The sequence below is a fragment of the Streptomyces sp. NBC_01298 genome (assembly GCF_035978755.1).
Taxonomy (GTDB): Bacteria; Actinomycetota; Actinomycetes; order Streptomycetales; family Streptomycetaceae; genus Streptomyces.
The window spans coordinates 6,351,287-6,373,998 of record NZ_CP108414.1 but is presented as its reverse complement, the minus strand read 5'-3'; the positions used below and the strand labels follow the sequence as shown (position 1 = coordinate 6,373,998).

Annotated in this window: 20 protein-coding genes, 1 other RNA gene and 1 pseudogene; 10 read left to right on the top strand and 12 right to left on the bottom strand. The window is 73.0% G+C overall.

The features are described 5' to 3' along the window. Positions 1–20: 20 nt before the first annotated feature. Positions 21–1,466: a TerD family protein gene (locus OG730_RS28980; RefSeq protein WP_327306988.1), complete on the bottom strand. Its 1,446-nt coding sequence runs from the start codon at positions 1,464–1,466 to the stop codon at positions 21–23. A gap of 92 nt (positions 1,467–1,558) precedes the next feature. On the opposite strand from OG730_RS28980, the gene OG730_RS28975 reads away from it, so the two are divergent. The 5 genes from OG730_RS28975 to OG730_RS28955 all read left to right on the top strand — a co-directional run bounded on the left by OG730_RS28975 (position 1,559) and on the right by OG730_RS28955 (position 6,193). Further along, positions 1,559–2,464, top strand: a complete 906-nt coding sequence (locus OG730_RS28975) for a helix-turn-helix domain-containing protein (RefSeq protein WP_327306987.1) — start codon at positions 1,559–1,561, stop codon at positions 2,462–2,464. 582 nt (positions 2,465–3,046) lie between these two features. Next, on the top strand, positions 3,047–3,559 hold the full coding sequence (locus OG730_RS28970; RefSeq protein ID WP_327306986.1) for an XRE family transcriptional regulator: 513 nt from the start codon (positions 3,047–3,049) through the stop codon (positions 3,557–3,559). 162 nt (positions 3,560–3,721) lie between these two features. Next, positions 3,722–4,423 carry a hypothetical protein gene (locus OG730_RS28965; RefSeq protein WP_327306985.1) on the top strand — a complete coding sequence of 234 codons (702 nt, stop codon included), beginning with the start codon at positions 3,722–3,724 and terminating at the stop codon, positions 4,421–4,423. 1 nt (position 4,424) lies between these two features. Beyond that, positions 4,425–5,597, top strand: coding sequence for an MAB_1171c family putative transporter (locus tag OG730_RS28960; RefSeq protein ID WP_327306984.1), 1,173 nt, complete (start codon positions 4,425–4,427; stop codon positions 5,595–5,597). After that, a complete protein-coding gene (locus tag OG730_RS28955) occupies positions 5,594–6,193 on the top strand; it encodes a hypothetical protein (protein WP_327306983.1) in 600 nt (199 codons plus the stop codon). The genes OG730_RS28960 and OG730_RS28955 overlap by 4 nt, the downstream gene beginning before the upstream one ends. Positions 6,194–6,283: 90 nt before the next feature. Here the strand turns inward: OG730_RS28955 and OG730_RS28950 are convergent, their stop codons facing one another. Both OG730_RS28950 and OG730_RS28945 read right to left on the bottom strand, forming a co-directional pair. Then, a complete protein-coding gene (locus OG730_RS28950) occupies positions 6,284–7,120 on the bottom strand; it encodes a hypothetical protein (RefSeq protein ID WP_327306982.1) in 837 nt (278 codons plus the stop codon). Then, the gene (locus OG730_RS28945; RefSeq protein WP_327306981.1) at positions 7,117–7,929 is read right to left on the bottom strand and encodes a MerR family transcriptional regulator; all 813 of its coding nucleotides are present in this window, start codon (positions 7,927–7,929) and stop codon (positions 7,117–7,119) included. Before OG730_RS28945 ends, OG730_RS28950 begins: the two co-directional genes overlap by 4 nt. Before the next feature lie 76 nt (positions 7,930–8,005). Between OG730_RS28945 and rnpB the strand changes: the two genes are divergently transcribed. Further along, an RNA gene (gene rnpB / locus OG730_RS28940) (RNase P RNA component class A) lies at positions 8,006–8,415 on the top strand. 67 nt (positions 8,416–8,482) lie between these two features. Here the strand turns inward: rnpB and OG730_RS28935 are convergent. The 4 genes from OG730_RS28935 to OG730_RS28920 all read right to left on the bottom strand — a co-directional run bounded on the left by OG730_RS28935 (position 8,483) and on the right by OG730_RS28920 (position 12,165). Beyond that, on the bottom strand, positions 8,483–8,866 hold the full coding sequence (locus tag OG730_RS28935) for a hypothetical protein (protein WP_327306980.1): 384 nt from the start codon (positions 8,864–8,866) through the stop codon (positions 8,483–8,485). 205 nt (positions 8,867–9,071) lie between these two features. After that, positions 9,072–10,544, bottom strand: a complete 1,473-nt coding sequence (locus OG730_RS28930) for a bifunctional RNase H/acid phosphatase (RefSeq protein ID WP_327306979.1) — start codon at positions 10,542–10,544, stop codon at positions 9,072–9,074. Beyond that, a complete protein-coding gene (locus tag OG730_RS28925) occupies positions 10,544–11,287 on the bottom strand; it encodes a zinc ribbon domain-containing protein (protein ID WP_327309463.1) in 744 nt (247 codons plus the stop codon). Before OG730_RS28925 ends, OG730_RS28930 begins: the two co-directional genes overlap by 1 nt. Continuing rightward, the gene (locus OG730_RS28920; RefSeq protein ID WP_327306978.1) at positions 11,284–12,165 is read right to left on the bottom strand and encodes a Nif3-like dinuclear metal center hexameric protein; all 882 of its coding nucleotides are present in this window, start codon (positions 12,163–12,165) and stop codon (positions 11,284–11,286) included. Before OG730_RS28920 ends, OG730_RS28925 begins: the two co-directional genes overlap by 4 nt. Positions 12,166–12,776: 611 nt before the next feature. On the opposite strand from OG730_RS28920, the gene OG730_RS28915 reads away from it, so the two are divergent. Both OG730_RS28915 and OG730_RS28910 read left to right on the top strand, forming a co-directional pair. After that, entirely contained in the window at positions 12,777–13,922 is a 1,146-nt protein-coding gene (locus tag OG730_RS28915; protein WP_327306977.1) for a hypothetical protein, read from the top strand. A gap of 138 nt (positions 13,923–14,060) precedes the next feature. Continuing rightward, positions 14,061–14,354, top strand: a pseudogene (locus OG730_RS28910) (HAD-IA family hydrolase); the annotation flags it as partial. Between the two features lie 58 nt (positions 14,355–14,412). Here OG730_RS28910 and OG730_RS28905 read toward each other — a convergent pair. The 3 genes from OG730_RS28905 to OG730_RS28895 are packed head-to-tail and all read right to left on the bottom strand — an operon-like array spanning position 14,413 to position 17,379. Continuing rightward, on the bottom strand, positions 14,413–15,357 hold the full coding sequence (locus tag OG730_RS28905; protein WP_327306976.1) for a 3-oxoacyl-ACP reductase: 945 nt from the start codon (positions 15,355–15,357) through the stop codon (positions 14,413–14,415). Positions 15,358–15,381: 24 nt separating this feature from the next. Continuing rightward, positions 15,382–16,458 (bottom strand): Zn-dependent alcohol dehydrogenase, encoded by a 1,077-nt coding sequence (locus OG730_RS28900; RefSeq protein ID WP_243330408.1) that lies wholly within the window; start codon positions 16,456–16,458, stop codon positions 15,382–15,384. Positions 16,459–16,506: 48 nt separating this feature from the next. Further along, complete coding sequence (locus tag OG730_RS28895; RefSeq protein ID WP_327306975.1) at positions 16,507–17,379, bottom strand: enoyl-CoA hydratase ChsH3; 873 nt, start codon at positions 17,377–17,379, stop codon at positions 16,507–16,509. A gap of 312 nt (positions 17,380–17,691) precedes the next feature. Here OG730_RS28895 and OG730_RS28890 point away from each other — a divergent pair, with 312 nt between their 5' ends. Next, a complete protein-coding gene (locus OG730_RS28890; RefSeq protein WP_327309462.1) occupies positions 17,692–18,069 on the top strand; it encodes a response regulator in 378 nt (125 codons plus the stop codon). A 92-nt stretch (positions 18,070–18,161) separates the two neighbouring features. On the opposite strand, the gene OG730_RS28885 is transcribed toward OG730_RS28890, so the two are convergent. Beyond that, on the bottom strand, positions 18,162–19,472 hold the full coding sequence (locus OG730_RS28885; protein ID WP_442815042.1) for a cytochrome P450 family protein: 1,311 nt from the start codon (positions 19,470–19,472) through the stop codon (positions 18,162–18,164). Positions 19,473–19,652: 180 nt separating this feature from the next. Between OG730_RS28885 and OG730_RS28880 the strand changes: the two genes are divergently transcribed. Next, positions 19,653–20,906, top strand: coding sequence for an amidohydrolase family protein (locus OG730_RS28880; RefSeq protein WP_327306974.1), 1,254 nt, complete (start codon positions 19,653–19,655; stop codon positions 20,904–20,906). A 570-nt stretch (positions 20,907–21,476) separates the two neighbouring features. Here the strand turns inward: OG730_RS28880 and OG730_RS28875 are convergent. Further along, complete coding sequence (locus OG730_RS28875; RefSeq protein WP_327306973.1) at positions 21,477–22,664, bottom strand: thiolase C-terminal domain-containing protein; 1,188 nt, start codon at positions 22,662–22,664, stop codon at positions 21,477–21,479. Positions 22,665–22,712: the final 48 nt, after the last annotated feature.

Below are 22,712 nucleotides of genomic sequence, written 5' to 3'. Positions count from 1 at the left end.
TCCCGGGCTGCGGTCAGTGGTCAGCGGTTGCGGATCCAGAAGCCGATGGCGCTCAGCTCGGTGGGTTCCACGGACCAGGCGCCGGGGGCGTCGATCACCAGGAGGCGCGGGCTCATGGGCACCTCGACGGTGTTGCGGCCGCGGCTCTCGCGCTCGAAGACCAGCTCGCGGTTGTCGTTGTTCCGGACGGCATGGACCGTCATGTAGCCCCGCTCGTCCCCCCTGCCGAGGTTCCCGACCTTGATGTGGTCGATGGAGCGGGAGTAGGCCAGTACGTCCGGTCCGCGTCCCTCGATCCGCTCGTCGAGCTCGTGGACGACCGTCACCGGGCGCAGGGTGATCGTCCACGCGCACAGGTAGGTGTCCACCTCCAGCCGGATCGCGGCTTTGCCCCCGTGGCGGAAGACGGTCCGGCCGCGCAGGTCGTCGAGCACGCTGACCATGATCTGCCTGCCGTGGTCCGAGCCGCGGTCCAGGACGTTGACGTGCACGTACCCCTCGGCCTCCTTCACCAGGTCGACCACCACGAAACCGCGCGGAAGCCGGGTGTCGACCTCGATGACCTCGCGGCCCCGGCCGGAGTAGCGGACCTCCGGGAACTCCTTCCCGAACTCGGCGGGGAGCGCGTTGCGCCGCCCCGACGGCACCTCGCCCGGCACGGCGGCGGCCGGGGCGGCGGCGACCGGGGCGGGGCCGGTCGAGGCGGGGCCGGTCGTCTTCTCCACGCCGTCGGACAGCTGCGGCGCGGACTCCGCCGGCGGGAGCCGGAAGGCCGGCGGCGCGGGCACGGCCGCGGGAACGGCCGGCGCCGCGGGCTCCGGCAGGGGCGGCGGGAGCGGGAGCCGGTCGGGGAACGGCGCCGTGGCGGGCTCCTCCTCCTCGCGGTCTTCGCCGTCCTCGAGTCCCTCGGGGTCCTCGGGTCCCTCGGGGTCCTCGGGCACCGTGAAGCCGAAGTCGGCGGCCAGGCCCGGCAGTCCGGACGCGTAGCCCTGCCCCACCGCGCGGAACTTCCATCCCCCGTCCCTGCGGTAGAACTCGCCGAGCAGGATCGCGGTCTCCGTCGTGGCGCCCTCCACGGCGTACAGCGCGAGCTGCTCCCCGGTGGCCTCGGAGACCGCCCGCAGGTACAGATCAGCGACCTCCCCGAAGGCCCCGCCGTCACAGGACGCCGCGACGACGATCCGTTCCACCGACGGCTCGACGCGGCCGGGGTCTATCTCCAGCCAGTCGGCGGTGACCCCGCCGTCCCCCCGGGCGTCGCCCAACAGCCGTACGGCGCTCGCCGCGTGCTCGGGCTGGTTGTAGAACACCAGGTCGCCCCGGCCCCTGACCTTGCCGCCCGCCCCGACCAGAAGCGCGGCCGCGTCGACCGCCGGCGAGCCGGGCCCGCCGTCGCGGCGTACGACGGCGACGCGCATCGGCTCACCGCCCAGCGGAAGGTTTCCCCCCTTGATGATCTCTGTCATGCACGCATCCTGACATCGAGCCCGGCGACCTGCCATCATCGGCCGACCGCGCGGTATCACCGGCCGCGCAACAGCGGGAGGAGCAAACGGCCATGGGCTCGATCGACGCCTTCGACGTACGCACCCTGCCCGCCACCACCCCGGGAAGCCGATCGGCGCGCCGCCGGCAGCCGGCCCCCGCGCTGCGGCCGCTCATCATCAACTACACGGGCTTCCACACCCAGTTCACCACCCCGAGACGCCGCCTGGAGCTGCCCACCGGCTGCGTGACGCTGGTGTTCAGCTTCTCCGAGGGCCTGTGGGTCTCCCGTACGGAGAACCTCGCCGCGGCCCAACTGCGGCCGGCCGCCCGGGCCATGATCAGCGGCCCGCGCACGGTGCCGGCGATCGGAATGCACGCGGGGGTGGTGCACGGGCTGGAGGTGAACATGACCCCGCAGGGCTGCTACCGGCTCTTCGGCGTCCCCATGTGGCACTTCGAGGACGCCCACGTGGATCTGGTGGAGGTGCTCGGACGGCAGGGCCACCACCTCACCGAACGGCTCCAGGCGCTCCCCTCCTGGACGGAGCGGTTCGCCCTGCTGGACGCCCTCTTCTGCGCCCGGCTCGACGCCGGCCCCTCCTGCGCGCCCGAGGTCGTCGGAGCCCTCTCCGGGCTCTGGGCCGACACCCGCTCCCTGACCCGGGTGAGCGCCGCGACGGGGTGGAGCGCCCGTACCGTACGGGCACGGTTCCGCGAGCAGGTGGGCCTCTCCCCCAAGGCCATGGCCCGGGTGTTCCGACTGCAGCACGCGCTGCGGCTGCTGGCGGCGGGAACGGCGGCCGCGCAGGTGGCGGCCGTGTGCGGCTACCACGACCAGGCGCACCTGAGCCGCGAGGTGAAGGCGATGACGGGGCTGCCCCCGTCCCGGTTCGTCCTGCTGCGCGGCGGGCTGGCACCGGGTTCGGTCCTGGACCGGATGCGGGGCCGGGTCAGCAGCGTGATGCTGACCGACTAGGGGCCCGGACCAAACCCCGGACCAAGCCCCGCATCGCGACCCGGGACGCGCCTTGGATCGCGTCCCGGGTCGGGGCCGGACCGCGCGGCCCGGCGGCGGCTCCCCCGTTGGATTCCACCGGGCCCCGCCGACGGGCGTCGGCTCCCCTCGGCGAGCGGTTCGCCCGCCCCGGGCTGAGGACCCCCGTACCTCAGCCCGCGAGCGAGCGCCCCGCACGCGGCCCCGCACCCGGAGCCGGACGCCGTGACGGCGCCCGCGCCCCTTCCTCATCCGCCTTCGCCCACCGGCTCGGCCACTCAGTCGGCTAGACACGGTGCGTCGAGCTTTTGAGTGCCGATCCATCTAGTGCGCTAGACGGCTGGACGAAGATACGCCGCCGTACACACGCCCTGTCAAGGCTCTGCGGGGCGCCCTGCGGGCAATATGGCGTGGGTCACATTCCCACGGGTCCGCTAGCTGGGTAGACGGAATTCGTTGCACTGTGTGGCGAAAGCCATCTAGGCAGGTAGATAATGCCGGTGATGATTTAGTACTGGACTACACGATCCAGCAGCGGACGGGCAGACGGGAGCAGTGACGGTGATGGGTGAGGAGACCCCCACCGGCCGGCGGGACACCATGGGTGACCGCCTCGGCTTCTTGATCGAGACGATCCACCCGGCCGGCCGGGGCCCGTACACGTACCAAGAGATCGCCGAGGGCACCAAGAAGCTGTCCGGGCCTTCCGTCTCGCACGGCACGGTCCAGACCATCCGCCTGAACAACAACCCGAATCCGGGCATCGACTCGATCCGCGCGATCGCCAACTTCTTCGGCGTCACCGTCGGGTACCTGGCCGACGGCGAGAACGCCCAGGTGATCGAGCAGCGGATCGAGGAACGGATCGCCCGGCTGCGCGAGGAGATGGGCAAGGCCGCGGCGGCCGACGAGTTCGCCCAGGTCCTGGAGGACGAGCAGGTGAAGGCCGCGGCCTTCCGGCTGAGCGGGCTGTCCGCCGGGTCCATGCGCTCCGTGACCGGCCTGATCAAGCAGCTCCGGAAGGCCGAAGGGCTTCCGGATGTGAAGCCCCGCCGCCGTCGCGGCAAGGAATCCTGACGCGCGAAGGGGAGTCCTGAGGCGCGAATCGGCCACGCGCTCCACCCCGGTAGCCATATTCCGGCCACCGATCGGCCGCCCCTTAGCCCTTGCTGTGCTTCCGGTTACCCTCAAACCCGATCAGGTGTGCGGACCGGGCGACGAGCGGCGGGGAGGGCGACCATGCGCTGGTGGAAGCGTGCCGACGCGGAGTGCGCCGCCGTCGCGGACCGGCTCGTCATCCCCCGGCCGTTCGATCTGGAGGCCTTCTGCGAGGGCATCGCCGCACAGCGCGGCCGGCCGCTGATCCTGCTGCCCCTCGACGGACCCCCCGACCCGGCCCTGCCCTGCGGGATCTGGCTCGGACTGGACGTCGCCGACCTCGTCTTCTACGACGCCGTCGCGGCCGAGATCCTCAAGGTGCAGATCGTCCTCCACGAGATCTCGCACATGCTGCTCGGCCATGTCGCTCCCGAACTCGACATCCCCGAACAGCCCTCGGAGCGGGAGATCGCCCGGGCCTCCGAACACTTCCAGCGCCTGCTGACGCGTACGCACACGGCCGTCTCCGGAATCGACCGGCCCGAGCTGCCCGTGGCCTCGATCATCCGCACCGAGGCCGCCCGGATCCGGAGCGTGGCGCGCAGGACCGAATCGATCGACGAGGAACTCGGCCTCGACATCGACCGCCTGGCGCACCTCATGGGGCGGAGCAAGTTCGCCAGCCCGCAGGAGCGGCAGGCGGAGACCCTGGCCACGCTCATCCACGAGCGGGCCGGGCGCTATCACACGACGCAGTCGACCTCCACCGACAGTGAGGCCGAGGACCGTCTCGTACGCCTCCATGACGCCCTCGGGCACCCCGTTCGAAACACGTGGTCGTGAAGTGAAACACCTGGAAATCGCCATCCTGGTCATGCTCTGGACCGTGACGCTCTGGCGCGCCCCCTCAGCCGTCCGGTCGGTCAAACAGAGGGCCCTGTGGGCGGCGTTCGCCGCCCTGACCGTCTCCATGACGCTCCGCCTCCCCGGCGTGATGCGCACCCTGGACGACTGGGCGGGGGTCAACAACCTCTCCACCCTCGTCAAGCACTGGCTGGGCATGATCGCGGCCGGCGCCGTCGTCGACTTCGTCGTCGCCATCGCCCGCCCGGAGACCGGCCGTCGGCTGCGGGTCCGCCACTACGCCGCCCTGACCGCGATGACGGCCATGGGGGTGCTCTTCGCCTTCTTCGTGCCACGGCCCCACGAAATGACCGACTTCTTCGAGGAGACGGCCGGCAACGGCTGGGCCACGGTCTACTACCTCCTCTTCGTCGTCTACCTCGGCATCGCCATGGCCACCGCCACCGGGCTCTTCTGGGGCAGCGCCCGGCACGCCAGCGCCCTGTGGCTGCGGACCGGCGTCCGCCTCATGGGCATCGGGACCGCCGTCGGCGTGCTCTACACCCTGCTGCGGGCCGGGTACATCGCGAGCCGCCTCGTGGGACTCACGGACGAGACCAGCGACATCGCGGTCGAAGGCGTCACCGACGCGCTGAAGTACCTGGCGATCGGCTTCATCCTCATCGGGAGCAGCATCCCCGCCTTCGGCGTGGCCTGGCGCACCGTCCAGGACGGCCGCCACCACCGGCAACTCCAGCCGCTCTGGCAGGACCTGACCGCGGTCTCCCCCGACATCGTCCTGAAGACCGGCCTCCTGCGCAGTCCGCGCCTGCGGCTGTACCGCCGGGTTATCGAGATCCGCGACGCCGCCCTCACCCTGGACGCCTACACCGCCCAAGAGGTCCGCGAGCGCGCGCACCGCGCGGCCCTGGAGGCCGGCTTCGACCCGGCGACGAGCCCGGCGGCCGAAGCCCTGCGGATGCGGGCGGCCCGCGAGGCCAAGGCCCGCGGCGTCCTGCCGCCGCGCGGCGCCCAGGAGCCGGGGACCGCCGTCGGGATCGACGACCTCGACTTCGCCACCGAAGTACTGCGCCTCATCCAGCTCGCCCGGATCTACCACTCCTCCGTGGCCGACGCGTTCCTCACCGAGACCGGCCAGGAGGCCACCGCATGACCACCGCGCTCGACCCCGGGCCCACCGAGTCCCGGTCTGCCCGTCTGATCACCGACGGGCTCGACCCCAAGACCTGGATCATCCTCGACACCCTCCTGATCGGCTGGCACACCGCCGGCCTCGCCGGGATCGGCTGGGGACTCCTCGGCTGCCTGTTCGCCGCCGTCATCCCGCTGGCCTTCATCAAGTACGGCATCCGGCGCGGCCGCTGGGCCGACCGGCACGTCGGCCAGCGGCAACAGCGCATCGTCGTCATGGTGTTCATCATCGGCTCGGTCGCCACCGGCATCGTGCTGATGGCGCTCCTCGGCTCGCCCCGCACGATGATCGCGCTGATCGCGGCCATGCTGGTCACCCTCGCGGCCCTGCTCGCCGTCACCCCCGCCTGGAAGATCAGCGTGCACGCGGCCGTCTCCTCCGGGAGCGTCGCCATGCTCGCGATGACCTACGGGCCCTGGCTGCTGCTCGCCTACCCGCTGGTCGCAGTCGTCGGCTGGTCCCGGGTCGAGCTGAAGGACCACACCCTCGCCCAGGTCATCGCGGGCGCCGCGGTGGGCGCGGCGATGGCGGCCACGACCTTCGGGCTGGTCCGCTAGCCTCCGTTCTCGGCCCGTGCCGATTTCGACAAGACAGGCGCGGACGGGCTTGTCACGCTCGGCGGACACCGTCGGCGCCGCGGCAGCCCGTCACGGGGGTGCGGGCTGCCGAAGCGCCTCGACGAGCGCGCGGGGTTCGTCCGCGTGGAAGCGGATGACACGGGCTTCGGCGCGGGCGCCGAGGGGGCGGCGGAAGGCGAGCGGCCGGGCCAGTTCCACGGTGACCGTGGTCTGGCTGCCGACGATCAGGTCGAGCACCCCGTCCTCGGAGAGGCTGACGAGCCGCCCCTCGGGGTAGCGCCGGTCCACCCGGACCGAGGCCACCGCGTCCGGCGGGACGGTCAGGTCGAAGAGGGCTCCGTAGCGGATGCGCAGGGTCCCGTCGGGGCGCACGACGTGCGGCCGGGTGACGCAGGCGGCGTGCAGCGCGAGCATCAGCAGCACCCCGTACACGTCGAGGACGAGCACCACGCGGTGGACGGCCGGCCAGGGGATCAGGAAGGCCAGCGCCACGGTCTCGATCAGCGACACGAACACCAGCCCGTACATCATGGCCGTCTGCGGCCCGGTGTACGGGGCCGCGTGGTCTGCGGGCCGCACCCCGTGCGGGGGCCGCCGCAGCGCCCACCGGGCCAGGGCGGCGGAGGCCCGCAGCTCGTGGAGCACGAGGCGGCGTACGGGGACGGGGACCACGGCCCGTACGGCCTCGCGGCGGGCCGCGGCGGGGTCGGCGCCGCGGGCGCGGGAGGCCGCGTACAGGGAGTACAGGACGCCCGCCTCCAGCAGGAGGACCCCCAGCACCACCGCTTCGGCGACGGCGAGGGCCCAGCCGGGCGGGCGCACCCCGGCCGCCAGGCACACCACCAGCGCCAGCTCCATGGGGAGCACCGCGGCCACCCCGATCCGTGCCGCGCGTATCGCGCTCATTCCCGGCCCCTCTCCGTCTGCTTCATCTGCTTCATCTGCTTCATCTGCTTCGTCTGCGTGGCCCAGGTGTCCGTGAAGGCCCCCATCACCCGGCGGACGACCTCCGCCTGCGCCGGGGCGTACTCGGCGAGCAGGGCCTCGAGGAAGCCCGGCATCTCCTGCGGCCCACCGCCGCTCTGCGTCGTCCCCTCCGTCACCGCCGCGACCGCCTCGGCGGGCACCGCGGCCACCAGCTCCGCGGCGAGCGGCCCGATCCGGGGATCGTCCGCTTCCGCGTCGGCGAGCTCGTCGAGCCGCTCGTACAGCGCGAGCACGGACGGATCGGCGGCGACCGTCCCGAGCACGGCGTAGAGCTCCTCCCCCACGGCGCCCGAGGCGTCCAGCAGGCCCAGGTGCTCCCGGTCGAGCGCGGCGGACGGCGAGGCCGTCGCGGGCGCCTTGGCGAGCAGCTCCGCGAGCGCGGGCGAGACCGGCTCGGCCTCCCCGGGCGGAGCGGCGAGCAGGACGGCGAGGCGCCGCCTGCGCTCGGCCAGTTCGGCCTGCTGGCGGGCGAGGTCGGTGTCGAGCTCGGCCAGCACCTCGGCGAGCTCGCGCCCCGCGTCGTCCGCGAGCACGTCGCGCACCTCGTCGAGGCTGAGCCCGAGCTCGGTCAGCCGGCGCACCCGGGCCAGCCGGACGGCGTCGCGCACGCTGTAGGCGCGGTAGCCGTTGGGGCGCCGGTCCGGCTCGGGGAGCAGGCCGACGTGGTGGTAGTGCCGGATCGCCCGGGTGGTGACCCCGACGAGCGCGGCGATCTCTCCGATGCGCATGAGCCCAGTAGAAACCTTGCCGCTGCGTCAAGGTCAAGCGCTTACACAGTGCAGGTACCATGGTCGACACGGCAGACGAGTCGGCCGGGCGGCCGCGTCGGGATCCCCGGATCCCGCCGAGGAACGTCCGGGCTCCACAGGGCAGGGTGGTGGCTAACGGCCACCCGGGGTGACCCGCGGGACAGTGCCACAGAAAACAGACCGCCTGGGGCTTCGGCCCCCGGTAAGGGTGAAACGGTGGTGTAAGAGACCACCAGCGCCTGAGGCGACTCAGGCGGCTAGGTAAACCCCACCCGGAGCAAGGTCAAGAGGGGTCGGCCGTTTTCGGACGGCAGGCCCTGCGCGAACGTTCGAGGGCTGCCCGCCCGAGTTCGCGGGTAGACCGCACGAGACCGGCGGCAACGCCGGTCCTAGATGGATGGCCGTCTCCCCGGCGACCGCGAGGTCACCGGGCGACAGAACCCGGCGTACAGGCCGGCTCGTCTGCCGTCGAACAGCCCCCGCTTTCCCGTTCGTTCGGGTACGGGGGCTTCGTCGTACCCCGCACCTGCGGTCAGGCCTCCCAGTGGGCCCCGTAGCGGGGCCGGTAGGGCTCGACGACCGTCTCGGGGTCGTGGAGCGCGGCCCGACAGGCCGTACGGGCCCGGGCGCGGGCGGCGCGCTCGGCGAGGTTGGCGGCCTCGGACAGGGATCCCCCGAAGGCGCAGCAGTACCGCCAGCTGTCGAAGGCGCGCCGGATCTCCCGCGGACGCGGGCGCCGGCCCTCCTGCGCCGCGGTGCGGAGCTCGGCGGCGCAGTAGCGCAGGGTGCGCAGATCTACGCGGCGCCAGGGACCGCTGAACCCGGTGTGGTGCGGGGCCCGGGCGTGGCGCTCCGCGCGCCGCCGCGCGGCGTACGGGGTGCGCTCGGGCGGAATGTGGTGGGCGGTGCGGGACACGGAGAGCCTCCAGTCGCACCCCAGGGCCTTCCTGGGGGGGTGCTACCGGAAGCCGGACGGGTACGGCTGCACGGGCGGCCCCTCCTCCTGCTGTCCTCACGCGACCCCGTTCTACCAAACGGCGGAGCGCCGCGGCTCGGGGATTACGGCGAGGCCCCCCGCCCGGTCGGGGCGGGGGGCCTGGTCGTACGGCCGGGCCGGTGGCTCAGCGGAGGTGGGACGTGTCGTTCAGGAGGCGGACCGAGGCGTTGCCGTCGGCGTAGTAGGCGACCGCCGACAGGGAGGCCGCCGAGAGCTCCATGCGGAACAGCGCCTCCGGCGGGGCACCCAGGGCGAGGCGGACCAGGATCTTGACCGGGGTCACGTGCGAGACGAGGAGCACCGTGCGGCCCGCGTGCTCGGCGAGCAGCCGGTCCCTGGTCGCCGAGATGCGGCGGGTGGCCGTGGCGAAGCTCTCGCCGCCGCCCGTGGGGGCGGCCTTCGGGGAGTCCAGCCACGCCTGGAGGTCCTCGGGGTGGCGCTCGCGCGCCTCCGCGAAGGTCAGCCCCTCCCACGCGCCGAAGTCAACCTCGCGCAGGCCCTCTTCGACGGTGACGGTGAGCCCGAGCCGGTCGGCGACCGCCTGCGCGGTCTCCCGGCAGCGGCGCAGCGGGGAGCTGATCACCGTCTCGATCGTGCCGCGCGCGGCGAGCGACTCCGCGACGGCGGCGGCCTGGCGGCGGCCCGCCTCGGAGAGCTCCGGGTCACTGCCTCGGCCGCTGCCGGAGAACCGCTTCTGCGGGGTCAGCGCGGTCTCACCGTGGCGCAGCAGCACGAAGGTGGCGGGCGGCCCCATGCCGGGCCCCCAGCCCTGCCCCGCCGCGGGGACGCTGCCGGTGGCGACGGCCGAGGCGGGGGCTGTGCCGGTGGCGCTGTCGGCACCCGCGCCGGAGCCGGAGCCGGTGGCAGCAGCGGCAGTGCCGGTGGCCGGGCCGGTCGTGTGCTGCCCGGCAGTCGGGGCCGCCTGGGTCTGGTGGTGCGCAGCCGCCGCCGTCTCGGGGAAGTCCCCGAAGAGGGTGTCCGCCCCGGCCGGGGCGGAGGCGGGGCTCGCGCCGCCCGCGGCCGCGCCCGCGCGGGTCCGCGTACCAGCGCCGGAGGCGAGGGCCGCGCGGACGGCCGCGGCGCCCGCCGCGGCATCGCCCACGGGGCCCGCCGGAGGCGGGGTCGCCAGGGTGCGGGCCGCCGAGGCGTCCAGGGCGGCCGAGGAGTTCGCCGGCTCCCACTGCTTGCCGCGCTTGCCCGCGTCCATCGCCTCGTTCGCGAGCCGGTCCGCGTGCTTGTTCTTCTCGCGCGGGATCCACTCGTACGTCACCTGCGCGCGCGGCATGACCTTCGCCGCCTCCGCCGCGAGCGGCTTCATGTCCGGGTGCTTGATCTTCCAGCGGCCCGACATCTGCTCGACGACGAGCTTGGAGTCCATGCGTACGAGGACCACCGCGTCCGGGTCCAGTTCGCGGGCGGCCTTCAGCCCGGCGATGAGGCCCTTGTACTCGGCCACGTTGTTCGTCGCGACGCCGATGTACTCCGCGCGCTCGGCCAGCGTCTCGCCCGTCACCGGGTCGAGGACGACGGAGCCGTACCCGGCGGGCCCCGGGTTGCCCCGGGAGCCGCCGTCGGCTTCCACAACGAACCGCGGCATCAGATGCCCGAGTCGGCCATGCGGACCAGGATGCGGCCGCAGCTCTCGTGCCGGACGATCTGGTCGCGGGCGGCGGCCTTGATCTCGTTGACCTCGGCGAGGTCGAGCTCCAGGCGGCAGCCCTCGCAGCGGCGCTGCGACAGGCGGGCGGCGCCGACGCCGCCCTGCTTCACGCGGATCTTCTCGTACAGGGCGATCAGCGCGGCCGGCATCGTGGTGACGATGACCTCGCGGTCCTTGGCGATGCCGGCGAGCTCGGCGTCGATCTCGCCGGTGGCGGCGTCGCGGCGCGCGGTGGCGTCGACGAGCTTGGTCTCCAGGGAGGCGACCCGGTCGGTGAGTTCGGTGACGCGCTCCTGCGCACCCTCCAGACGCTCCATGACCTCCAGGACCACGTCCTCCAGGTCACCCTGGCGCTTCGCGAGGGAGACGACCTCGCTCTGCAGGTTGGCCAGGTCGCGGGCGGAGATGCCGACGCCGGTGTCCAGGCGGGACTGGTCGCGGGCGGCGCGCTGGCGCACCTGGTCCACGTCCTGCTCGGCCTTGGTCTGCTCGCGGGCGGCGTCGGTGGCCTGCGTCTGGGCGGCGACGAGGAAGTCGCGCTGCTGGGCCAGGTCGCTGGTCAGCGAGTCGACCTCGGCGTGCTCGGGGAGCATCTTGCGCTTGTGGGTCAGCTGAGACAGCCGGACGTCCAGGGCCTGGACGTCGAGAAGTCGGATCTGGTCGGCGGGCTCGGCGTTCAGTTGGGGGCTCCAGGGAGGGAAGGGGACGTCGAAGACGACGTCGAAGGGGATGTCACGGACGGCGCGTGCGCCGTCCACGGGTCTGTGGCCGTGCGCGAGACGTGGGTCCGCAGACCCCAGCCGTTGCGCTCGGAGATGGCGTCGAGCTGGGCCGCGGCCTGCTCGCACCAGGGCCATTCGGTGGCCCAGTGGGCGGCGTCGACGAGGGCGAGCGGGCTCTGCTCGCGGGCCTCGGACACCGGGTGGTGGCGCAGGTCGGCGGTGACGTACGCGTCGACACCGGCGGCCCGGACCTGCGCGAAGAGGCTGTCGCCGGAGCCGCCGCTGACGGCGACCGTACGGATCATCGCGTCGGGGTCGCCGGCCACCCGGATGCCCTGCGCGGTCGGCTGGAGCCAGGCGGCGACGCGCGCGGTGAACTCGCGCAGGGTCTCGGGCCGGTCCAGTTCGCAGAGCCGGCCCAGGCCGCGGCGGCCCTTGGGGTCGCTCGGGTCGGGCACGAGCGGGCCGGTCACGCGCAGGTCGAGGGCGCCGGCGAGGGCGTCGGAGACGCCCGGGTCCGCGGTGTCGGCGTTGGTGTGGGCGACGTGCAGCGCGATGTCGTTCTTGATCAGCGTGTGCACGACGCGGCCCTTGAAGGTGCCGGCCTCGACGGTGGTGGTGCCCCGCAGGTAGAGGGGGTGGTGGGTGACGAGCAGGTCGGCACCCAGCTTCACCGCTTCGTCGACGATCTCCTGGACGGGGTCGACGGCGAACAGGACCCGGGAGACCTCGGCGTCGGGGTCGCCGCAGACGGTCCCGACGGCGTCCCACGCCTCGGCCCGCGAGGGGGGCCACAGAGCGTCCAGCGCGGCGATGACTTCAGAGAGACGGGGCACAGGCCAAGGCTACCGTCCGTGGCGACCGGCACCATCAGGACCAGCCTCCCCCCAACGGTCCCGCCCTCGACGGCCGCCGACCGAACCCACGCGGGCCCGGCCGAGTCGGTGACCCCGTTCCGGAATTCGGAGTGCGGACGCCTCCCCATCTGCTTGATGTGCCCCGGCCCGGCGTCTTGTCCTTGGCCCCGTAGACGCCGGCCTCCACCGCGAGGTCCTCGGCCTGCTGGTTCCGCGGGCGCGGGATGCCGGAGTCCTTCAGGATCGTGAAGTCCTTGCCGCCCTGGGCCGCGGCCTTCTTCTCGGTGCCTCCGGCCGCGACTTCCTTGCCCGACTCCGCGGCGCCGGAGGGACATGGAACGTCTCCTGAGGATGGGGAGGGGGCGGGGGCGGGGCGGGGGCGAAACACTGAAAGATCCGAAAGATCGGCAAAAGCGGTTAGGTACACCTAACCAGCCCTCTCGCCCTAAACACCCCGATATCGCACAGCACAATCGCCTCCCCCACCTCAGCTGAATCGTCACTCCGCCACCCGTATGTGTGAAGCGGGGATTGTCGCGTTGTCCGAAGGGAAGCGCGATCACTACTTTCCTCGGCGGAGGTGTCCGCAGATGACTGTCTGTGCCATCGAGAAGACCAGCGCGACCCCGTTCACCATCGCCGCCGACGGGTCCTACGCCGCCCGGCTGGCCGGGGACGGCGAGGCTCGTTACCCGGAGCGCTGGACGCTGACCGGGCCCGAGCCGTACGCGGTGCCCCTGCCCCTCGCCCAGCCCGAGGAGGCCGACAGCGAGGTGCTGCCGCTGACCGACGGGCGGGTGCTGATCCGCCGACGGGTGGCGGAGCGGCACGCCTTCGCGCTGCTGTACCCGACGGGCGGGGGCGCCGCGGGATCCGGGCCCCGGACCGGGGAACTGCAGCTCGGCGCGATCGCGCCGGAGGACGGTACGGAGCCCGAGGGCGTACGGATCACCCTGCTGCCCCCGTCCCCCGACGGGCACGGGGCCTTCGCCCTGGCCGTGGGGGCCAGCTCGACCACGGTCTGGCAGGTGGCCGGAGTTCCCTTCGGGCCGGAGCGGGTCGCCCGGATCCCGGGGCGGTGCTCGGGCGGGGTCTGGCTGGACCGGACCGGCCGACTGCTGGCGCTGGACCGCGAACTGGACGGCCCGGCCGGGCCGGTGACCAAGGCGGTGGCCGTGGACCTGCGGCGGGGCGGGGAGATCTCGCCGCTGCTCCAGATCGCGGAGGCGAGCGACGACCGGCTGCTGCTGGCCGACGCCGACAGCGGGCTGCTGCTGATCCGCTCGGACGCGCCGGGCGAACCCCGGCTCGGCTGGGGGGTGCTGGGCAGCGCCCGGCCGGTGCGCTTCCCCGAGTGCCTGCGGGCCGTCGGGGCCACGGCGACGCCGTTCGCGGTGCAGCCGGGGCAGGTGCTGATGCCGGAGAGCTGCGGGGTGGCGCTCCGGGTGGACGAGGCCGGCGACGGCTACGGCGGCTCCGTGGCGGGGCTCGCCCTGTGGCGCCCCGCCGACCGGCACGTGTTCCGGCTCGGCGCCCCGGCCGGCTGGCTCGGCGGAACGGGCCGCTGGACCCCGCAGGGCCGCCTGCACCTCCCGTACGCCACCCCCGACGTCCCGTGCGGCCTCCTGGGCATGGCCCTCCCGCTCTCCCCGCCCCCGCCGATCCGCCTGGACCCCATCCCCCTCCCCCCGGCCCCCGCCCGCCCGGTCCCCTTGCAGCAGGCCCCCTTGGGGTGATCGCCCCCGCTGTCCGGGCGTCTGCTATCCAGGCCCGGTGACGAACTCCACGACGGACCCCGCGCCGACCGCCACGCCCTACGACGCGGTCCTCTGCGACCTCGACAACGTGATCCGCTTCTACTGGCCTCGGGCACGCCCCTGGTCCTGGTCACCAACGCGACCCTCGACCTGGAGGACGACCTGGAAGCGCTGGGGCTGGCGGACCTCGCCGATCACGTGGTCAGCAGCGCCCGGGTGGGCGTGGCCAAACCCGACCGGGAGATCTACGAGATCGCCGCCGGGCGGGCGGGGGCGGCCGCGGAGCGGTGCCTGTTCATCGACGACCGGCTGGAGAACATCGAGGCCGCCGTGGCGCTCGGGATGACCGGTGTGCACTACCGGGAGCCCGCCGACCTGCGCGGGCCGCTGGCCTTCGCAGTGGCGCCGTAAGGGCAGGCGCGCCTGCGGGGCGGCGGGCCCGAGGACCCACCGCCCCGCGGGCTCTGTGTCAGCCGTCGTGCTTGAGGCCGAGGACTTCCGCCGCCGCGAAGGTTTCGTTCGCGGGGCGGGAGTCGTAGTGCGGGGTGAGGACCTCGTCGAGTTCCTCGTAGGAGAAGGACTCCTTGGTGGTGTCGAACTTCGCTGCCACCTTGGGGCGTTCCATGACGACCACGATGCCGCCGTGGACGACGAACAGCTGCCCGTTGGCCTTGGCCGAGGCCGGGGAGGCCAGGTACCCGACGAGCGGGGAGACGTGCTCGGGGGCGAGGGCGTCGAGCTTGCCCTCCTCCGGGACCTGGAAGCCCGCGAAGACGTCCTCGGTCATACGGGTACGGGCGCGCGGGCAGATGGCGTTGGCCGTGACCCCGTACTTGGCGAGGGCCAGGGCGGTGGACGTGGTCAGGCCCACGATGCCGCCCTTGGCCGCCGCGTAGTTGGGCTGGCCGGCCGAGCCGCCGAGGAAGGCCTCGGAGGAGGTGTTGATGATGCGGCCGTAGACCGGTCCGCCCGCCGCCTTGGAGCGTTCGCGCCAGTGCACGGAGGCGAAGTGGGTCGTGTTGAAGTGGCCCTTGAGGTGGACCCGTATGACCGAGTCCCACTCCGGCTCCGACATCGAGAAGACCATCCGGTCGCGCAGGATGCCCGCGTTGTTGACCAGGATGTCGAGCTTGCCGAAGCTGTTCACCGCCAGCTCGACCAGCTCGCGCGCCTGCTCGAAGTCGGCCACGTCGCCCAGGTGCGCCACCGCCTGTCCGCCCGCGGCGCGGATCTCCGACGCGACCTCCTCCGCCGGAGCGGCCGAGGCCTCGCCGGAGCCGTCGCGGCCGGGCTGCCCGAAGTCGTTGACGACCACGCTCGCGCCGAGCCGGGCGAGTTCGATCGCCTCGGACCGGCCGAGGCCGCGGCCCGCCCCGGTGACGATGGCGACGAGTCCCTCAAGTGGCAGTGACATCCGTACGGTTCCTCTCGAAACGGGTCAGAGTTCGATGCAGGTGCGCAGGGCCACGCCCGTACGCATCTGGTCGAGCGCGTCGTTGATCTCGGCGAGCTGCACGCGGTGCGTGATCAGGCCCGCCAGGTCCACCCGGCCGGCCCGCCACAGCGCGATGGTGCGCTCGTAGGAGCGGAGCACGTCGCCGCCGCCGTACATCGACGGCAGGATCTTCTTCTCGTCGAAGAAGAGGGAGAACATGTTGATGGAGTAGTTGTCGTCGAGCGCGCCCGCGCCGACCACGACGACGGAGCCGCCGCGGCGGGTCATGTCGTAGGCGGTCTTGGTGGTCGCGGACTTGCCGACGACCTCGAAGACGTAGTCGAAGCCCTCGCCCGCGGTGATCCGGTTCTTGGCGTCGGCGAACTCCTCCGGGGAGACCGCCTCGGTGGCGCCGAAGCGCAGCGCGGCCTCGCGCCGGGAGGCCACCGGGTCCACGGCGATGATCTGGGCGGCGCCCTGGACCTTGGCGCCCTGGATGACGGAGATGCCGACGCCGCCGCAGCCGATGACGGCGACCGAGGAACCGGCCTCCACCTTCGCGGTGTTGATGGCGGCTCCGAGGCCCGTGGTGACTCCGCAGCCGATCAGGGCGGCGATGTCGAAGGGCACGTCGTCGGGGATCGGTACGGCGCAGCCCGCCGGGACCACCATCTCCTCGGCGAAGGTGCCGGTGCCGGCGAAGCCGAAGATGCTGCTGTCGCCGCGCTGGAAGTTGGGGGTGGCCACGTTGCCGAAGGCCTCCAGGCACAGGTGGCCCTGGCCGCGCTTGCAGGAGGGACAGTGCCCGCAGGGCGGGAGCCAGCAGACCAGGACCCGGTCGCCGATCTTGTGGCTGGTGACCCCGTCACCGACGTCGGTGATCACGCCGGAGCCCTCGTGGCCCGGGATGAAGGGGGCGGGCTGCGGGAGGACGCCGCTCATCGCGGAGAGGTCGGAGTGGCACAGGCCGGTGGCCTTGACGCGGATCTTGACCTTGCCGGGGCCGAAGCCCACGGCCTGCATGTCCTCGACGACCTCGAGCTTGTCCTGGCCTATCTCGCTCTGCAGTGCTGCGCGCACGGTGCGGCTCCTTCGGTCTGCCTGACGGTGTCTCTGACGGGTGACGGGTTAGGAGTGTTCGACGACGGTGTCGGCGAGGACCAGCGCGTCGTCCCGGTCGGCGGCGCTCACCGTGACGAGGACGCGGCCGGGCTCCTGCCACATCCGGATCCGCAGGGTCTCGCCGGGGAAGACGATCCCGGCGAAGCGGGTGCGGTAGGCGCGGACGCGGGAGACGTCGCCGTCCAGGAGGGTGTCGACCACGGCCTTCAGGGTCATTCCGTACGAGCACAGGCCGTGCAGGATCGGCTGGTCGAAGCCGGCCATCTTGGCGAACTCGGGGTCCGCGTGGAGCGGGTTCCAGTCGCCGGAGAGGCGGTACAGCAGCGCCTGCTCCTCGCGGATCTTCCGCTCCTCCACCCGGTCGGGCGCCCGCTCGGGCTGCTCGGCCTTGACGGAGGGGCCGCGGTCGCCGCCGAAGCCGCCCTCACCGCGTACGAAGATCGACGCGTCGGAGGTCCACAGCGGCCCGTCGGCGTCCGCGACCTCGGTGCGCAGGACGATCACCGCCGCCTTGACCTTGTCGTAGACCGCGGCGACCGTGGCGGTGGAGGCGGCCTCCCCCTTGACCGGGATGGGCCGGTGCAGCTCGATGGACTGGCTGCCGTGCAGCACGTTGGCGAGGTTGACCTCGATGCCCGGGGCGGCGAGGCCGCCCATCATGGCCATCCCGGCGCCCGCGACGGTCGCGAAGCTGGGGAGCACGTGGAGCTTGGACTCCAGGGTGTAGCGCAGCTCGTCGGGGTCGGTGGCGGCCCCGGGGTTGTTCGGGGAGGTCCCCGCGCCGAGTCCGAGGTGGTAGAGCTGGATGTCCTTGTGGTCCCAGGCGATGTTCCCCTTGCGGGGTTCGGCGGCGAGGGCCTTGGCGGCATCGATCGGCATGGGCGTGCTGCTCCCTGTGTTGGAAACACCGTCTTTGGGGCACCTGCTGTGGGGCACCTGCTGGGGGACACCTGCTGTGCGGAAGCGCGGTGCCGTGGAAGACCTCGGCGCGGCCGTCCGCACCGTCGGCCGCACCGAGGTCGTATGCGGGACCCGGCACTCTAGAACGCGTTCTAGGTTGCCCGGTGAAGGAATGTATAACGCACGCCCCAGCACTTGGGAAGACTCCTGACGATCTGTCAGCCACACTTCGCGTGCGGCGCGTTGCGCTGGCACGGGACACTTCGCCCCTACCCTGGCCGGGTGGATGAGATGCCCGTTGCCCAGCGCCCCGCCCGATCCCTGCGGGTGCTCCTGGACCCCCCGAACCCGGCCCTGGCGGTCCTCCTCGGCCTCCAGCCGGACATCGAGGTCGTGGCCTCGCCCCTGGCCCGCCCGGCGGTGGCGCTGACGGAGTCGGTGGACCGCGTCCCCGCGCTCCTGGCGGAGGATCCGGAATGCCGCGTCCTGGTCCTGACGGGCTCCGCCCATCCCGGCCTGCCAGAGGCCGCCCTCGCCGCCGGCGCGGCCGGCCTGGTCCTGCGCGACGGCCCGGTCGAGGACCTCGCGGACGCCGTCCGCCGCGCCTCCCGGGGGGAGTCGGTGGTCGACCCGGCACTGGAGACACCGCAAGCGCCGCAGGCCTCGTAAGCCCTTCCGGACATGCGCCCGCCCCGCGGATCCTCCGGGAGGATCCGCGGGGCGGGCGGGGTGTGGGCCGGACGGGGTGTGGGCCGGACCGGTCAACCGGAGCTGGTGGTCGCCGTCCAGTCGTCGACGGTCCGCGAGGGGTCCAGGGCGACGGGCAGCCTCTCCAGCCCACGGAAGGCCGGGAACGGCCCCTTGAGCCACTCCTCGTGGCCCGGCTCCGGCGTCGCCAGGACCATGTCGGGGAACCGGTCGAGCAGGGCCGTCAGCGCCGTCTCCAGCTCCATCCGGGCCAGCGGGGCGCCGAGGCAGTAGTGGGGTCCGTAGCCGAAACCGAGGTGGGTGCTCTGCACCCCCTTCCGCGTCACGTCCAGGGTGTCCGGCTCCGCGAACTTCTCCGGATCGCGGTTCGCCGACGAGATCGCGATCTGGACCAGCGACCCCCGCGCGATGGCGACTCCGCCGATCTCCAGGTCCTCCAGCGCGTAGCGGAACGTGGAGGTCTCCACGGAGCACTCGAAACGGACGAGCTCCTCGACCGCCTGGGGCAGCAGCCCCCGGTCCGCCCGTACGAGCGCCAGCTGGTCGGGGTGCGAGAGCAGCGAGAAGACGGCGTTGCCGATCTGGTACGTGGTCGTCTTGTGCCCCGCGAAGAGCAGCACCCACATCATCGAGACGAGCTCGTCGTCGGTCAGCGCCCCGTCCTCGTGCTCCGTCTGGATCAGCACGGTGAGGAAGTCGTCGGCGGGCCGCGCGCGCTTGCGGGCGACCAGGCCGAGGAAGTAGGTCCGCAGCCAGTGCTCGGCCGCGGCCAGGTCGTCGGCCGCGTCCTTGCTGAACCGGGAGCGCGTCACCTGCCCGAACCACTTCAGGACGTCGGTGCGCTCGTCCCCGACGATGCCGAGCAGTTCACAGATGACCATGACGGGGAGCGGCAGGGCGAAGGAGGCCATCAGGTCGACGGGGGTGTCCGTCGGGCACTTGGCCAGCAGTTCGCCGGCGAGCTGCTCGATGCGCGGGCGCAGGAGCTTGACGTGGCGCGGGGTGAAGGCCTCGTGGGCGATGTGCCGCAGCCGGGTGTGCCGAGGGGGGTCCGCGAAGATCAGGTTGTCGTCGAGAGCGTCGCACTTGTCCCCGAAGACCGCGTGGTAGATCTCGATGCCCTCGTGCATGTCCTTGCCGATGCGCGGATCGGACAGCGCGAGGCGGGCGTCCTCGTACCGGGTGATGAGATACGTGTCCACCCCGTGGTGCGTGGTCAGCTTGCAGACGGGCGCCTGCTCGCGCAGCGACCGGTAGACCGGGTAGGGGCACGTACGGTACTCCGGCGTGCCCATGGACACGGCCGCCCGGGCCTCGCCGACGGGAAGGCCGTCACTCACGGCCACTGCGGGTTCGGTCGTCACGGCTCAGACCTCTCGTGGGGCTCGGGGCTCGACTGTCCAGCCAGCTCACTGCCTCGGCCCGCGCCCCGCATAACGCCCGTTACCCCGTTCGGGCCCGAAACTACGCCCGCCTGAGCGGATCGGCCGGGTCCCCGAGCCGTCCCGCGATGACCCGCGCGGCCCCGCCATAAGGTCCCCACCATGCCGGACATCGCAGACACCACCCCGTCCCTGTCCCCGTCCCCGCCGGACGACGGCAGTGACAGCAGGATCGACGTCCACCACCACTTCTGCGCACCACAGTGGCTGGAGTGGGCCGAGGGCCAGGGCCTGGCGAACCGCAAGGCCCTTCCCCCGTGGGCGCGCTGGGACGCGGCGGCGGCCCTGGCCCTGATGGACCGCGCGGGCATCGCCACCGCCGTCCTCAAGCCGATGCTGCCGGCGCGCTACGCGACGTCCGCCCAACTGCGCGAGGCCACGGCCGTCACCCTGCGGGCGGCGGCGGAGGTGGCTGAAGCCCACCCGGGCCGCTTCGCGTTCCACGCCCCGCTCTTCCTCGACGACCCGGAGGTCGCCCGCTGGGCGCTGCGGCGGGGGCTCGACGAGCTGGGGGCGGTGGGCGTGAACGTGACGGCGAACTACGGAGGCGTCTACCTCGGCGACCCCTCCTACGACCCCCTCTTCGCGGAACTGAACGAACGCTCCGCGGTGGTGGACACCCATCCGCACAACCTGCCGGGGGTTGGCGCGGGCCCTGGCCCGGGCCTCGGCGGGGGGATGGGGCCGGACGCGGGCGGCGGGCCCGGCGCGGGCCGGGGGCCAGGGGCGAACGCCGGCGCGGGCCACGGACCGGGACCGGACACGGGCCACGGCGCGGGCCACGGACCGGGGGCGAACTCCGGGCCCGGCGCGGGCCACGGACCCGGCGGGGGCCACGGACCCGGCGCGGGCCGGGGGCCGGGGGCGGGCGGCGGGCCCGGGGCGGTGGCCGTGCCGGGGATCCCGCACTTCCTGTGCGACTTCCTGCTGGACACCACGCGGGCCGCGCTGAACATGATCCACAAGGGCACCCTGGACCGGTTCCCGAACCTGTCGGTGATCCTGCCGCACGCGGGCGGCTTCCTCCCGCACATCGCCACCCGGGTGCAGGCCTTCGCGGGGGCGCTCACCCCGCCCGTCGACCCGGCGATGGTGCGGGACCACCTGCTCCGCTTCTACTACGACACGGCCGGGCCCATGTCCCCCGCGGGCACCCTCCTGGCGATGGCGTCCCCCGACCGCATCCTCTTCGGCAGTGACTGGCCCGCGTGTCCTTCGGAGATGGTCACGGATGTCGCGCTGCCGGCGCTGGCGGGTGATTCCGCGCTGAGTGCGGTGCAGTTGCGGGGGATCAACCGGGACAACGCGTTGCGCTTGATGCCGAGCCTGGCCCCGCTGAGCCCCGCACGCGTCTGACCGGCCCCGGTCGGGCCGCCCTACGCGGCCCTGCCCCGACCGGGCCCTGGCCCCCCGGGGAGCCTTGCCCCCGCAGCCTCGGCCTGGCGGCCCGGCCCCTGGGGCTACCGCCCCGGGGGTTGGCCCTGCGGGGCGAAGTCCCCTACCCACCCTTCCACCGTTCCCCGGGCCGGCCCGGACCCGGTCCTCAAACGCCGGACGGGCTGAAAGCAGGGGTACCGGGCTGCGCCCGGACCCCTGGGGCTCCGCCCCAGACCCCGGTCCTCAAACGCCGGACGGCTGAAAGAACGACCCCGGTCGGGGGCTGCGTACCGGGGTCGGGGACGGGGGTGGGGTGGGGTGTTGGCCGGGACGTAAAGCGTGATTTGTGGCGCACTACTCGGAATCACTGTCGAAGTAGGGGGCAGGGCGCCTAAATCATGCAGTCCAGGCCGACACCCCACCCCGCCCCCGGCACCGACCCCCCACCCACAGCCACCCCGCGCCCAGGCCAACCCCAGCCCCGCCGGCGCTTGAGGCGCAGGGGCCCGGGGACAGCGTCCCCGGCAACGCCGCCCAGCCACCCGCGGGCTAGCGTCGCAGCAGGGTGACCACCGCCGCACCACCCAGCCCGATGTTGTGCGCCAGCCCGACCCTCGCCCCGGACACCTGCCGGGGCCCCGCCTCGCCCCGCAGCTGCCACACGAGTTCCGCCGCCTGCGCGAGCCCCGTCGCGCCCAGCGGGTGGCCCTTGGAGATGAGCCCGCCCGACGGGTTGACCACCCACCGCCCGCCGTACGTCGTCGCCCCGGATTCCACCAGCGGCCCGGCCCCGCCGTCCTCGCACATGCCCAGCGCCTCGTACGTCAGCAGCTCGTTGATCGAGAAGCAGTCGTGCAGCTCGATGACGTCCACGTCCCCGATCCCGAGCCCGGACGCCGCGAACACCGCCCGTCCCGCCGCCGCCGACATCGGCTTGCCGACGACGTCGATGCAGGAGCCGGACGCGAAGGACGCCTCCGTGTCGGTGGTCATGGACTGGGCGACGATCTCCACCGCCCGCTCCCCCAGCCCGTGCCGCTCCACGAAGCGTTCCGAGACGACCACGGCCGCGGCCGCCCCGTCCGAGGTCGGCGAGCACTGGAGCTTGGTCAGCGGCTCGTGGATGGCCTTCGCGGCGAGGATCTCCTCGACCGTGTACACGTCCTGGAACTGCGCGTTCGGATTGTTCGCCGAGTGCCGGTGGTTCTTGGCGCCCACCGCCGCGAGCTGCGCGGCCGTGGTCCCGTAGAGCTTCATGTGCTCCCGCGCCGCGTTGCCGAAGATCTGCGCGGTCGGCGGGGACATCTCGAAGCCGTGCCCGGCGGCCATGATCCCGTAGTGCCGGGCCACCGGCGAGGTCTTGAAGTCTCCCCCGTCGGCCCCGCCCCCCAGCGCGCCGCGCTTCATCTTCTCGAAGCCCAGCGCCAGCACGCAGTCGTTGATCCCGCCCTCGACGAACTGCCGCGCCATCATCAGCGCCGTCGAGCCCGTCGCGCAGTTGTTGTTGACGTTGTAGACGGGTACCCCGCTCAGCCCCAGCTCGTACGCCGCCCGCTGCCCGGCCGTGGAGGCCTGGAAGCAGTAGCCCACCGGCACCTGCTCGACCAGCCCGTAGTCGATGCCCGCGTCGGCCAGCGCCGCGTCACCGGCCTCCTTCGCCATGTCCCAGTACTGCCAGTCCCTCGACTCCGGCTTCTCGAACTTCGTCATGCCGACGCCCACGATGTACGACTTCATATCCGTATCCCCACTGCCCTTCAGTCCTTGAGTCCTTGAGTCCTTGAG